Annotated in this window: 14 protein-coding genes, 2 tRNA genes and 1 pseudogene; 1 reads left to right on the top strand and 16 read right to left on the bottom strand. The window is 59.8% G+C overall.

The window, feature by feature from the left end; genetic code table 11:
• Positions 1–3: 3 nt before the first annotated feature.
• The 16 genes and pseudogenes from nuoK to PR017_RS04950 form a co-directional block, all read right to left on the bottom strand.
• The gene (nuoK, locus tag PR017_RS05025; protein WP_004122490.1) at positions 4–312 is read right to left on the bottom strand and encodes an NADH-quinone oxidoreductase subunit NuoK; all 309 of its coding nucleotides are present in this window, start codon (positions 310–312) and stop codon (positions 4–6) included.
• 30 nt (positions 313–342) lie between these two features.
• Positions 343–957, bottom strand: a complete 615-nt coding sequence (locus PR017_RS05020) for an NADH-quinone oxidoreductase subunit J (protein WP_111220582.1) — start codon at positions 955–957, stop codon at positions 343–345.
• A 153-nt stretch (positions 958–1,110) separates the two neighbouring features.
• On the bottom strand, positions 1,111–1,602 hold the full coding sequence (nuoI, locus tag PR017_RS05015; protein WP_111220581.1) for an NADH-quinone oxidoreductase subunit NuoI: 492 nt from the start codon (positions 1,600–1,602) through the stop codon (positions 1,111–1,113).
• A 39-nt stretch (positions 1,603–1,641) separates the two neighbouring features.
• Positions 1,642–2,685, bottom strand: coding sequence for an NADH-quinone oxidoreductase subunit NuoH (gene nuoH, locus PR017_RS05010; RefSeq protein ID WP_111220580.1), 1,044 nt, complete (start codon positions 2,683–2,685; stop codon positions 1,642–1,644).
• Between the two features lie 12 nt (positions 2,686–2,697).
• Entirely contained in the window at positions 2,698–4,779 is a 2,082-nt protein-coding gene (gene nuoG, locus PR017_RS05005; protein ID WP_111220579.1) for an NADH-quinone oxidoreductase subunit NuoG, read from the bottom strand.
• Between the two features lie 324 nt (positions 4,780–5,103).
• Entirely contained in the window at positions 5,104–6,408 is a 1,305-nt protein-coding gene (nuoF, locus tag PR017_RS05000; protein WP_111220578.1) for an NADH-quinone oxidoreductase subunit NuoF, read from the bottom strand.
• A 4-nt stretch (positions 6,409–6,412) separates the two neighbouring features.
• Positions 6,413–6,673, bottom strand: a complete 261-nt coding sequence (locus PR017_RS04995; RefSeq protein ID WP_133255594.1) for a hypothetical protein — start codon at positions 6,671–6,673, stop codon at positions 6,413–6,415.
• 139 nt (positions 6,674–6,812) lie between these two features.
• Positions 6,813–7,560: pseudogene (nuoE, locus tag PR017_RS04990) on the bottom strand (NADH-quinone oxidoreductase subunit NuoE); the annotation flags it as partial.
• A 16-nt stretch (positions 7,561–7,576) separates the two neighbouring features.
• A complete protein-coding gene (locus PR017_RS04985) occupies positions 7,577–7,873 on the bottom strand; it encodes a hypothetical protein (protein ID WP_111220575.1) in 297 nt (98 codons plus the stop codon).
• Positions 7,873–9,063, bottom strand: coding sequence for an NADH-quinone oxidoreductase subunit D (locus PR017_RS04980; RefSeq protein ID WP_111220574.1), 1,191 nt, complete (start codon positions 9,061–9,063; stop codon positions 7,873–7,875). Before PR017_RS04980 ends, PR017_RS04985 begins: the two co-directional genes overlap by 1 nt.
• Before the next feature lie 66 nt (positions 9,064–9,129).
• Positions 9,130–9,495 (bottom strand): four helix bundle protein, encoded by a 366-nt coding sequence (locus PR017_RS04975; RefSeq protein WP_275113029.1) that lies wholly within the window; start codon positions 9,493–9,495, stop codon positions 9,130–9,132.
• Positions 9,496–9,553: 58 nt separating this feature from the next.
• On the bottom strand, positions 9,554–10,171 hold the full coding sequence (locus tag PR017_RS04970; protein WP_111220572.1) for an NADH-quinone oxidoreductase subunit C: 618 nt from the start codon (positions 10,169–10,171) through the stop codon (positions 9,554–9,556).
• An 18-nt stretch (positions 10,172–10,189) separates the two neighbouring features.
• A complete protein-coding gene (locus tag PR017_RS04965; protein ID WP_111220571.1) occupies positions 10,190–10,774 on the bottom strand; it encodes a NuoB/complex I 20 kDa subunit family protein in 585 nt (194 codons plus the stop codon).
• On the bottom strand, positions 10,765–11,130 hold the full coding sequence (locus PR017_RS04960; protein WP_111220802.1) for an NADH-quinone oxidoreductase subunit A: 366 nt from the start codon (positions 11,128–11,130) through the stop codon (positions 10,765–10,767). The genes PR017_RS04965 and PR017_RS04960 overlap by 10 nt, the downstream gene beginning before the upstream one ends.
• A 376-nt stretch (positions 11,131–11,506) precedes the next feature.
• Positions 11,507–11,583, bottom strand: a tRNA-Asp gene (locus PR017_RS04955).
• A gap of 76 nt (positions 11,584–11,659) precedes the next feature.
• Positions 11,660–11,736: transfer RNA gene (locus tag PR017_RS04950), tRNA-Asp, on the bottom strand.
• Between the two features lie 404 nt (positions 11,737–12,140).
• Between PR017_RS04950 and PR017_RS04945 the strand changes: the two genes are divergently transcribed.
• Positions 12,141–12,644, top strand: a complete 504-nt coding sequence (locus tag PR017_RS04945) for a DUF3833 family protein (RefSeq protein WP_111220570.1) — start codon at positions 12,141–12,143, stop codon at positions 12,642–12,644.

Raw genomic sequence — 12,644 nt, 5'->3', positions numbered from 1 at the left:
CGATCAGCCCTTCATCACATTGACGTCTTCCACGGCGATGGAGCCGCGGTTTCTGTAGAAGACCACCAGAATTGCAAGGCCAATGGCCGCTTCCGCAGCCGCGACCGTCAGGATGAACAGCGCGAAAACCTGGCCGACGATGTCGTTCAGGAAGGACGAGAAGGCAACCATGTTGATGTTGACCGCAAGCAGGATCAGCTCGATCGACATCAGGATGATGATGACGTTCTTGCGGTTCAGAAAGATGCCGAAGACGCCGAGCACGAAGAGGATGGCGCTGACCGTCAGGTAGTGGGAAAGACCGATGACCATAGTGTTGTTCCTTTATCCCCGCGTCTCAGCTCAGATGCCCTGCCCGGGCTTGACGGAAACTACCTCGACGGCAGTCGCCGGCGTCCGGGCAACCTGTTTGGAAATATCCTGGCGCTTGATGTTCACCCGATGGCGCAGCGTCAGCACGATGGCGCCGATCATCGACACAAGCAGCACGAGGCCGGCGATCTCGAAGAAGAAGACGTAGTTGGTATAGAGGACGTCGCCGAGCGCTGCGGTGTTGGTGCGAGTGGCAATATCGGGGATCGGCATCGCCACGGTCTTGGCGATCTCAGGCGAGATTACACTGCCGCCGACCACGACAATCAGTTCGGCAGCGAGGATGATCCCGATGATCGCACCGATGGGCGCGTAGCTCAAAAGCCCGGAGCGCAGCTCCGCAAAGTCGACGTCGAGCATCATGACGACGAAAAGGAACAACACCGCCACGGCGCCGACATAAACGACCAGCAGGATCATCGCCAGGAACTCGGCACCCAGAAGCAGGAACAGGCCGGCGGCGTTGAAGAATGTCAGGATGAGGAACAGGACCGAATGAACCGGGTTCCGCGCCGAAATGACCATGAACGCCGACGCAACCGCGATGAAGGCGAACAGATAGAAAAATAGAGCCTGCAGACCCATGTTGGTGCCTTTTTCATCTTCCCCCGGGCAATCGGGAGAAAACTCCCGGCCCGATCCGGCTTCGCAACAATGACGCGAAGCCCCGGTCTATCTTGAACCATGGCGATGGCGAAAAGTGCCGCCGGCCGTCATGGCATATTCAGGCGCAACGGCTCAGCGATAGGGCGAGTCGATTGCGATGTTGCGAGCGATTTCGCGCTCCCAGCGATCGCCGTTATCCAGAAGCCGCTGCTTGTCGAAATACAGTTCTTCGCGGGTTTCCGTGGCAAATTCGAAATTCGGTCCCTCGACGATGGCGTCGACCGGGCAGGCTTCCTGGCAGAAGCCGCAATAAATGCACTTCACCATGTCAATGTCATAACGGACGGTGCGACGGGTTCCGTCGTTGCGGCGCGGGCCAGCCTCGATGGTGATCGCCTGCGCCGGACAGATCGCTTCGCACAGCTTGCAGGCGATGCAGCGCTCTTCGCCGTTCGGATAGCGGCGCAACGCATGCTCGCCCCGAAAGCGCGGGCTTACAGGTCCCTTTTCGAAGGGATAGTTGATGGTCGCCTTTTGCTTGAAGAAATAGCGCATCGTCAGCAGGAAGGCGCCGGCGAACTCCTTCAGAAACAGCGAGCCGATGGCATTGGATAATCCGGCCATTTTAAACTCCAAATCTGCATGAAAGCGAGACGAGCATGATCATGCCCATCCCGTCAGCTTCAGGACGAATGCGACGATGACGACCATGGCAAGCGACAGTGGGAGGAATACCTTCCAGCCGAGGCGCATGAGCTGGTCGTAGCGGTAGCGCGGAACGAAGGCCTTGACCATGGCGAACATGAAGAACACCAGGCTGGACTTGATCAGGAACCAGATGATGCCCGGAACCCAGTTAAGGAACCAGACGTCGAGCGGAGGCAGCCAGCCCCCCAGGAACAGGATGGTCGTCAGCGAACACATCATGACGATGGCGCAATATTCGGCCAGCATGAACATCATGTACATCGACGAGCCGTACTCGACCATGTAGCCGGCAACCAGCTCCGACTCCGCTTCCGGGAGGTCGAAGGGAGGACGGTTCGTCTCTGCCAAAGCCGAGATGAAGAAGATGATGAACATCGGGAAGAGCGACAGCCAATGCCAGTCGAGGAAGGAAGATGGCAGGCCGATCTTGGTGCCGAGGCCGATCTTCTGCGACAGCACGATGTCGGACAGATTGAGCGAACCCACGCACAGAAGCACCGTAACGATTACGAGACCTATCGAGACTTCGTAGGAAACCATCTGTGCGGCAGAACGCAGCGCGCCGAGGAACGGATATTTCGAGTTCGATCCCCATCCGGCCATGATGATGGCATAGACCTCAAGCGACGAGATCGCCAGGATGTAGAGGATGCCGACGTTGATGTTCGCGATGACCCAGCCGTTGGCCAGCGGAATGACCGCCCAGGTCATCAGCGCCAGCGTCACCGAGACCAGCGGCGCCAGCAGGAAGACGCCCTTGTTGGCACCGGCCGGGATCAGCGGTTCTTTGAACATGAACTTCAAGAGGTCGGCAAAGGACTGGAACAGACCGAAGGGACCGACGACGTTCGGGCCGCGACGCAGCTGCACTGCGGCCCAGATCTTGCGGTCGGCAAGCAGGATGAAGGCGATGAACACCAGCAGGCAGACGAGCAGCAGGAGCGACTGTCCAACCATGATGATCGTCGGCCAGACGTAGGCCATGAAGAATGAGTCCATCGTCCCCTACCCTTACTCTGCCGCAGCCTGGAAGTTGTTGCGGGCCAATGCCGAGCACTCCGCCATAACAGCGGAAGCTCGCGCTATCGGGTTCGTCAAATAGAAGTCTTTGATCGGCGACGCAAACGCGGATTTGCCCATCTTCCCGGCTTTCTTCGACAAAGCGACAATTCTGGCACTGTCAGCCACGGCGATCTCGTCGATGTCAGCGAAATGCGGGAATGCAGCGTAGAGTTTTGACCGCAACTGGCTCAGCGAATCAAATGGCAGCTTCTTTCCGAGCACGTCGGAGAGAGCCCGTAGGATCGCCCAGTCCTCGCGCGCATCGCCCGGTGCGAAACCGGCGCGGTTGCCCATCTGGACACGACCCTCGGTGTTGACCCAGATGCCCGACTTCTCGGTATAGGTCGCGCCGGGCAGGATGACGTCTGCGGTCTGGGCACCCTGGTCGCCATGCGACCCGATGTAGACGGTGAATTTCGCAGTCTTGGCCGAGAAATCCATCTCGTCGGCGCCGAGGAGGAAGAGCACGTCCATAGCCGTCAGCATGGCAGCCGCATTGACACCCTTCTCCCCCGGAACGAAGCCGAGATCGAGCCCACCGACGCGGGAGGCAACCGTGTGCAGAACGGCAAGCCCGTTCCAGCCCTCGGTGACTGCACCAACTCCGACGGCAAGCTTGGCAACGTTGGCAACGATGTCAGCTGCATCTTCGCGGATGAACGCGCCGGACCCGACGATGATCATCGGGCGTTCGGCATTCTTCAGGATCTCTGCAAAATCGTGGCCGCCGTTGACGACGTCCAGCAGCGTATCCGGACCTGCACCGAGATAATCGTACTTGTAACGCATCTCGCCGCCTTCACCGATCACGCCGATCGGGAACTTGCCTCGACGCCAGCGCTTGCGGATACGCGCGTTGAGGACAGCGGCCTCGTACCGCGGGTTGGCGCCGACGATGAGCAGCGCGTCTGCCGCCTCGATACCCTCGATGGTCGGATTGAAAACGTAGCTGGCCCGACCGAGCGACGGATCGAATGCCGCACCATCCTGGCGACAGTCAAGGTTTTCAGACCCGAGCGCCTTCATCAGTTCGGAAAGGGCGTACATTTCCTCGACCGAGGCGAGATCGCCGGCGATTGCGCCGATCTTGTCGCCCGACGTGGAGGCGACTGCCGACTTGATGGCGGCAAAGGCTTCCGCCCATGTGGCCACCTGCAGGCGACCGTCGCGGCGGACATAGGGCTTGTCGAGACGCTGGGTCTTCAGTCCGTCCCAGATGTAGCGGCTCTTGTCGGAGATCCACTCCTCGTTGATCGCATCGTTGGTACGCGGCAGGATACGCATCACTTCGCGACCACGGGTATCGACGCGGATGGCCGAACCCAGCGCGTCCATGACGTCGATCGACTCGGTCTTGTTGAGCTCCCAGGGGCGGGCTGTGAAGGCGAATGGCTTAGATGTCAGCGCGCCGACCGGGCAGAGGTCGACGACATTTCCCTGCAGCTCGGAGGTCATTGCCTGCTCGAGATAGGTGGTGATTTCTGCATCCTCGCCACGGCCGATCAGGCCGAGCTCGGAGATGCCGCCGACTTCGGTAGTGAAGCGGACGCAGCGCGTGCAATGGATGCAGCGGTTCATCACGGTCTTGACCAGCGGGCCGATGTACTTGTCCTCGACCGCACGCTTGTCTTCACGGTAGCGCGACGAGTCGATGCCGAAGGCCATGGCCTGGTCCTGCAGGTCGCATTCGCCACCCTGGTCGCAGATGGGGCAATCCAGCGGATGGTTGATGAGCAGGAATTCCATCACGCCTTCGCGGGCCTTCTTGACCATCGGCGTGTTGGTGAAGATTTCCGGCAGTTCGCCGTTCGGGCCGCCTCTGATATCGCGCACGCCCATGGCGCAGGAAGCCTGCGGCTTCGGCGGTCCGCCCTTGACCTCGATCAGGCACATGCGGCAGTTGCCGGCAACCGACAGGCGTTCATGGAAACAGAAGCGCGGAACTTCGGCGCCGGCTTCCTCGCACGCCTGGATGAGCGTGTAGTGATCCGGGACTTCGATCTCTTTGCCGTCAATCTTCAGTTTTGCCATCGTCCACTCAGTCCTGTTTCGCATTTGCCGCCGGACCCGGCCGCAACAAATTCATGACCGCAAAAGCCTCGCCTTCAAACGACCGAGAAGCCGCGCGCGATGCAATTGCCTAGCATTCCGTCTATAGAGACCACCGCTTGGTCGCCCCCTGCCCCCAAGCATCCGAATCAACGGAGACGATCCGCAACACGGCTGCTTCCTTCATTCTACCGACAGTTGCCCGGGTCAACCGCGTATCTGTCGCATCTCGTCGCGGCGCCGCTTTCGCTGCCTCCGCCGCATTCGGCAGACGGCGCATCCCGGTGCGTCGCCTTGCCGTTATTCCTATTCGGCAGCCTCGAGTACGGCGCCGTGGTCCAGCGCGTTGGCACTGTACTGATCGATACGCTTTTCAATCTCGGGACGGAAATGCCGGATCAGGCCCTGCACGGGCCATGATGCCGCGTCGCCAAGTGCGCAGATCGTGTGGCCTTCGATCTGTTTGGTGACCTGCAGCAGCATGTCGATCTCGCGCTTCTGGGCGTTGCCCTTCGCCATGCGCTCAAGCACCCGCCACATCCAGCCGGTACCTTCGCGGCACGGCGTGCACTGGCCGCAGCTCTCGTGCTTGAAGAAGGCCGAGATGCGGGCGATTGCCCTGATGACATCGGTGGACTTGTCCATGACGATCGAGGCGCCGGTGCCGAAGGACGAACCCGCAGCGCGCATACCGTCGAAATCCATGATGCCGTCGATCATGTCCTTGGCCGGAACGATCGGGCAGGATGCGCCGCCTGGAATGACGGCCAGTAGATTGTCCCACCCGCCACGAATGCCACCGCCATGCTTTTCGACGAGTTCCCGGAAGGTGATCCCCATGCTTTCTTCGACGGTGACGGGCTTGTTGACGTGACCGGACAGCATGAACAGCTTGGTTCCGACATTGTTCGGACGGCCGATGCCGGAGAACCATGCAGCGCCACGACGCAGGATGGTCGGTGCAACGGCAATAGACTCGACGTTGTTGACCGTCGTCGGGCAGCCGTAAAGGCCCATATTGGCCGGGAATGGCGGCTTCAGGCGCGGCTGGCCCTTCTTGCCCTCTAGGCTTTCGAGCAGCGCCGTTTCCTCGCCACAGATGTAGGCGCCGGCGCCGTGATGGACGATGATGTCAATGTCGTAGCCGAGCTTGTTGTTCTTGCCGAGCAGGCCGGCATCATAGCACTCGTCGATCGCCGCCTGAAGCGCCTCGCGCTCGCGGATGTATTCGCCGCGCACATAGATGTAGGCGTAGTTGGCGCCCATGGCGAAGGAGGCAATGACGCAGCCTTCGATCAGTGTATGCGGATCGTGGCGCAGGATATCGCGGTCCTTGCACGTGCCCGGCTCCGATTCGTCGGCGTTGACGACCAGATAGTGCGGACGGCCGTCGTTTTCCTTCGGCATGAACGACCATTTCAGCCCGGTAGGGAAGCCGGCGCCACCACGACCGCGCAGGCCGGAGGCTTTCATTTCGTTGATGATCCAATCACGACCCTTTTCGAGGATCTGTTTGGTGCCGTCCCAGTGGCCGCGGCTCATGGCGCCCTTCAGCGACTTGTCGCGAAGGCCGTAGATATTGGTAAAGATGCGATCCTGATCGTTCAGCATTTGCTTATTCCGCCGGTTCGTCGATTATTTCGAGACGTGTTTCGATGCGTGACAGTCGCATGTTCATACGTCCAACAGATCTATACAGATTGGCAACGTCGCCGCGAGCAGCGTTTGCGTTTAGCGTGTAGACTGGAATCCGACCACGGATCGACTCGACGAGTTTATCCGCTTCGGAGTTTCCGAGAACCATGTCGGCTAGAACAGGCTTCATGCTCATCTGCAGACGATTATCCGTGACGTTGGCCACTGCTGTCATCATCATTGCGGCTTCTTGGGTGTCGTAGCATCAGGCGCCGCCGCCGGCTCTGTGGCGCCGGCCTTGGCCGGACCGGACGCTGTGTTGTCGGCCTTTGCCGGCTGTGCGTTCGGAGTACCCGCTGGCGCTGCCGACTTGCCATCGGCCGGGCTCTTTAGCGCAGCGTTAGTCTCGGCATCGGTGCTTTTCGGCTTGGCGGCTTCAGACGGCGGCGTTGTCGCGCCCTCAGCAGCAGAGGCAGCAGGCTCCGGCGGCTTGTCCTCTGCCTTGGCATAAGGCTGGTATTCGCCGAGAAGAGCCGTCGGGCCACCTTCCGGGGACGAGAACCAGCGGTCGATTTGCGGACCCGGCTTGATCTCGGCGCCCTTGCCGGCCTCGAAAGTGTCGATGATCTCGCCAAGCCGTTCCGGGGTCAGGTCTTCGTAGGTATCGCGCCCGATCATCACCATCGGTGCATTGACGCAGGCCCCGAGACATTCGACCTCTTCCCAGGACAACGTGCCCTCGACATTCCGGGCAAACGTATGCTCGTGGATCTTGCTCTTGCAGACATCCATCAGCTTTTGCGAACCGCGCAGCATGCAAGGGGTCGTCCCGCATACCTGCACATGGGCACGGGTGCCGACCGGTTGCAGCTGGAACTGGGTATAGAAGGTAGCGATTTCCAGGACGCGGATATAGGCCATGCCGAGGATATCGGCGACCTTTTCGATCGCAGCCTTGGACACCCAGCCTTCCTGGTCCTGCGCGCGCATCAACACCGGGATCACCGCCGATTGCTGGCGACCTTCCGGATATTTCTGGATCGTCCGGTCCACCCATGCGGAATTCTCGTCGCTGAACGCGAAGCCGGCAGGCTGGAACTGATTTTCTGCTAGTCGACGAACGGACATACTTTCACGCCTTATCTCAGTTTATGGAACCACACCGCGCGCCCGTCAGGGACTGGAACTCGCAGGCATAGGCCGACTGGTCTTTCTGCATAAATACGATGAACTTACCGCCATTCGGCACGGCGGCCTTGATATCGTAACCCTTGCTTAGAAGCTGGGCCATGGTCTGCTCGCCCGAAGCCGCGCCTGCACTGTCGCCGGTGATTGGCTTGCCCACTACCTGCCCCATCGAGCCGAGCTTGGTCGGCGCCTGCTGCGCAAAGGCAGCCGACGCGACCAGAAACACGGCAATGGCGACGGGTAATGACTGCATCAGCGATCGACCTCGCCGAAGACGATGTCGAGCGAACCCAGCACCGCCGTCACGTCGGCCAGCTGGTGGCCACGGCACAGGAAGTCCATAGCCTGCAGGTGGACGAAGCCCGGAGCACGGATTTTGCAGCGGTATGGCTTGTTCGACCCGTCGGCCACCAGGTAGACGCCGAACTCACCCTTGGGCGCCTCGACGGCCGCATACACTTCGCCGGCCGGCACGTGGTAGCCCTCGGTGTAGAGCTTGAAATGGTGGATAAGGCCCTCCATCGAGCGCTTCATGTCGCCGCGCTTCGGCGGCACGACCTTGCCGTCCAGCGACGACACGGGGCCGGTCTTGGCAACACCGAGAAGACGATCGACGCACTGCTTCATAATCCGCACCGACTGTCGCATCTCTTCCATGCGGATCAGGTAGCGGTCGAAACAGTCGCCGTTCTTGCCGATGGCGATGTCGAATTCGAGGTCGGAATAGCACTCATAGGGCTGCGAGCGACGCAGGTCCCACTTGGCACCGGAGCCACGGATCATGACGCCGGAGAACCCCATGTTCCAAGCATCTTCCAGCTTCACGACGCCGATATCGACGTTGCGCTGCTTGAAAATACGATTGCCTGTGAGGAGGCCTTCGATGTCGTCGAGTATCTTCAGGAAGGGATCGCACCACTTGCCGATGTCTTCGACCAGGTCCGGTGGAATGTCCTGATGGACGCCGCCGGGACGGAAATAGGCTGCGTGCAACCGAGCGCCGCAAGCGCGCTCATAGAAGATCATCAGCTTTTCGCGCTCTTCGAAGCCCCAGACCGGCGGCGTCATGGCGCCAACGTCCATCGCCTGGGTCGTAACGTTCATGATGTGCGACAGGATACGGCCGATTTCCGAATAGAGCACGCGAATCAACTGACCACGGATAGGGATCTCCAGGCCAAGCAGCTTCTCGACGCCGAGAGCAAACGCGTGCTCCTGGTTCATCGGCGCAACGTAATCCAGACGGTCGAAATAAGGCACAGCCTGCAGATAGGTCTTGGTCTCGATCAACTTCTCGGTGCCACGGTGCAGCAGGCCGATATGCGGATCGACCCGCTCGACAATCTCCCCATCTAGCTCCAGCACCAGACGCAGCACGCCATGCGCAGACGGATGCTCCGGACCGAAGTTGATCGTGAAATTACGGACGTTGTGTTCAGTCATTGCTCGTCGCTCCGCTCCTGCAGGCATTAGCCATTAGGCAATAGGCAGTCGGTTCAGTCTTAACCTTCATTTGCTCCGTACCTCCTGCAGGCGCCGCACGAGAGAGCGAAGCATTTTTCCGATTTCTTCACTTGTGGAAAGCGCCGTTTCAAGTTGATGCGCTTCAATCAATCCCACTCGCGAACACAGTATGAGATGCGTTTCCAACTCCTTCAACGAACCCTGCGCGATCTTCAGATGATGAACGTACGCGCCCGTCGTTTCTCGTCCGTAACCTTCGGCAATATTCGCCGCAACAGAGCCTGCGGAAAGTCTTGTCTGCGAAACGAGGCCGTAGATTTCGTCTTTGGGAAAAGTCTTGGTCAGGCTGTAGCAGTCAACTGCAATATCCATCGAGCGCTTCCACACTATCAGATCCTGATAAGAGTTAATCGCCGTCGCAGTCTCCCACTATTGCCTACTGCCTATTCCCCAAAGCCTAACCTACCGCCTACTGCTTCGCCTTCTCGTCACCCGGCAGCACCACGGGCGGGAGGACGTAGTCCGTGCCTTCCCAGGGGCTGAGGAAGTCGAAATTGCGAAATTCCTGTTTCAGTTCTACCGACTCGTAGACGACCCGCTTGGCCAGATCATCGTAGCGTACTTCGACGAAACCGGTTGTCGGAAAATCCTTGCGCAGCGGATGGCCCTCGAAACCGTAATCGGTGAGGATGCGGCGAAGGTCCGTGTGGCCGGAGAAGGTGATCCCGAACAGGTCCCACGCCTCGCGCTCGAACCAGTCTGCACCGCGAAATACACCGCCGGCGGACGGAACTGCACGGTCTTCCGTCGTGACGAGCTTGATGCGGATGCGCAGGTTCTTCGTCGGCGACATTAGGTGGTAGACCACGTCGAAGCGCTCCGGCCTCTGCGGCCAGTCTACGCCGCAGATATCGGTGAGCGCGATGAAGGCACATTTCGGATCGTCACGCAGAAATGTCAGGAGCGCGACGATGTTATCAGCATCCGTTGTGAGCGTCAGTTCGCCGAACTTGATCTCCGACGAGGAAACCAGCGTGCCGCGCGCTTCGCCGATGTAGGCAGCAAGTTCGCTCAGGGCTTCAGTCATGATACTTTGTCCCTCGATCTAGCGTTCGATCGTGCCGGTGCGGCGGATCTTTTTCTGCAGCAGGAGTACGCCATAAAGGAGCGCTTCTGCCGTGGGAGGACAGCCCGGGACGTAGATATCGACAGGCACGACACGGTCACAGCCGCGCACGACCGAGTAGGAATAGTGATAGTACCCCCCGCCATTGGCGCAGGATCCCATCGAGATCACATAGCGCGGCTCAGGCATCTGGTCGTAAACCTTGCGCAGCGCCGGCGCCATCTTGTTGGTGAGCGTGCCCGCAACGATCATCACGTCGGACTGGCGCGGGGATGCACGCGGCGCCACACCGAAGCGCTCCATGTCGTAACGCGGACCGGAGACCTGCATCAGGCCTTCCACGGCGCAGCAGGCGAGCCCGAACTGCATCCACATCAGCGAGCCCGTACGAGCCCAGGTGATCAAGTTGTCGGTGGTTGTCGTGAGAAAGCCCTTGTCCGCCAGCTCGTTGTTCACTTCGCCGAAAAACGGATCGTTGCTGCCGATGGGACGGCCGGTCGACGAATCGACGAGGCCCTTTGGCTGCGGCGCGATCAGCGTCGCGTTGCTATTGCCTACTCCCATTCCAGAGCTCCCTTTTTCCACTCATAGACGAATCCGATGGTCAGCACGCCGAGAAATACCATCATCGACCAGAGCCCGAACCAGCCGATCGACGAGAACGACACCGCCCATGGAAACAGAAAGGCAACTTCCAGATCGAAGATGATGAAGAGAATCGACACCAGATAGAAGCGGATATCGAATTTCATGCGGGCATCATCGAAGGCGTTGAAGCCGCATTCGAAGGCCGAAAGCTTTTCCGGATCCGGTGCCTTAAAGGCCACGGCAAAAGGCGTGACCAGCAGCGCAAGGCCGATGATCAGGGCAATCCCGATGAAGATTGCGATCGGAATATAGGCGCTCAGAAGTCCAGTCATGGTGTCCATCCCTGCCTGCGGGGGGAAGCGCCGGGGCGGCACCTCGGGGCGATTGCCCAGCAAGCGAAAGAGCATTGCAACACGCCGTGGTTAGCGCAGGCGACGCGCCGGTGCAAGAGCTTTGACGGGGGATTTGGACGCGCATCAGGACACGTCGGCTGCAAAGCAGAATACCTATGCGCGCAGACAGGGCAAACGGCGCGGGGTGATACGCAGGCAGCCTACTGAATTACGATCGAAAATCGAGACTTATCGGATGATGCGATGTCTTGAGCTACCGGACATCAAACAGCGGAGCAGTTGCGACTGACTGGCTCCAATGCCACTATGCCGCACTTACGGAGGCTTTCTTGGAGGTGTCATCAGCGTTGGCTAATGGCGCGAGTGACGGGGCTCGAACCCGCGACCTCCGGCGTGACAGGCCGGCACTCTAACCAACTGAGCTACACCCGCGCATATTATGTGGCCCTAAGGCCGTGGCCCCAAACAACCGGAAAGGCGACCTTCAGAAGATCTGCTGAACTTGAAATGGCGCGAGTGACGGGGCTCGAACCCGCGACCTCCGGCGTGACAGGCCGGCACTCTAACCAACTGAGCTACACCCGCAATTCATTTCAAGCATTCCGGACACTTGCGTATCCAACCGAGCGGCTCGCCGTTCGATGAGCGGCTAACTACGAGGTTCGCCTTTTGGTGTCAAGCAGCTTTGAAGACAATTCCATGACCACCCACGATTTGTTTTGGATGACCATCCGGGGCTTCCTGCAAAGCACGATGGAGTGGACGTTTGCCGCCAAAAACATCGAGCTCGAGGCAGCGATGCCTTAGGCCCCGGCCGAAATCCGGAGCGATTCGTGCTCACTGTAGTGGTTGGTACGAACGCGGCCCTCCCCCGCGCGCTGCCGTCATCCTGAGGCGGAGGCCTTGCGATGATCCATGCCCGGGATGCCGGCGTATGTCTTGCAACGGCGTTGCCAACGCGTGACGCCGGCAATCACGGGAGAGAATAGATGCGTTTTGGACGAACCCTTATCGCCGCCGCCCTGCTGCAGCTGGCGGGCGTGGCCGGAGCATCGGCTGCCGATCTGCGGCTCGAACAGTACTTTGCAGGACACACCGTGGCGACCGGGCATTTCGGCGCAATCAACGGCGTCAGCCGCGATTTCAAGGTCAAGCTTACGGGCACATCGTCGGGCAAGCAATTTTCGCTGCGCGAGGACTTTCGCTATGCTGACGGCGAGACCGACCGCAAGACCTGGCGCTTCACGCGCACCGGACCCAACACTTATCGCGGTACGCGCGAGGATGTGGTCGGCGACACCGAGGTGAAGATTACCGGCCAGACCGCCAGGTTCACGTACCTGGTCAACCTCGAACCGAAGGGCAAACCCAACATCGTCCGGTTCCATGATTCGATGGTCGTCCAACCGGATGGCAGCATGATCAACAACGCCTGGGTAACGAAATACGGCTTCCCCGTTGCGCGCACCCATGTGGTCTTCACCCGCCGCTGA

The organism is Rhizobium tumorigenes (assembly GCF_003240565.2).
GTDB lineage: Bacteria > Pseudomonadota > Alphaproteobacteria > Rhizobiales > Rhizobiaceae > Rhizobium > Rhizobium tumorigenes.
The sequence above is the reverse complement of the archived record's forward strand: the minus strand, read 5'-3'. Positions and strand labels throughout refer to the sequence as shown.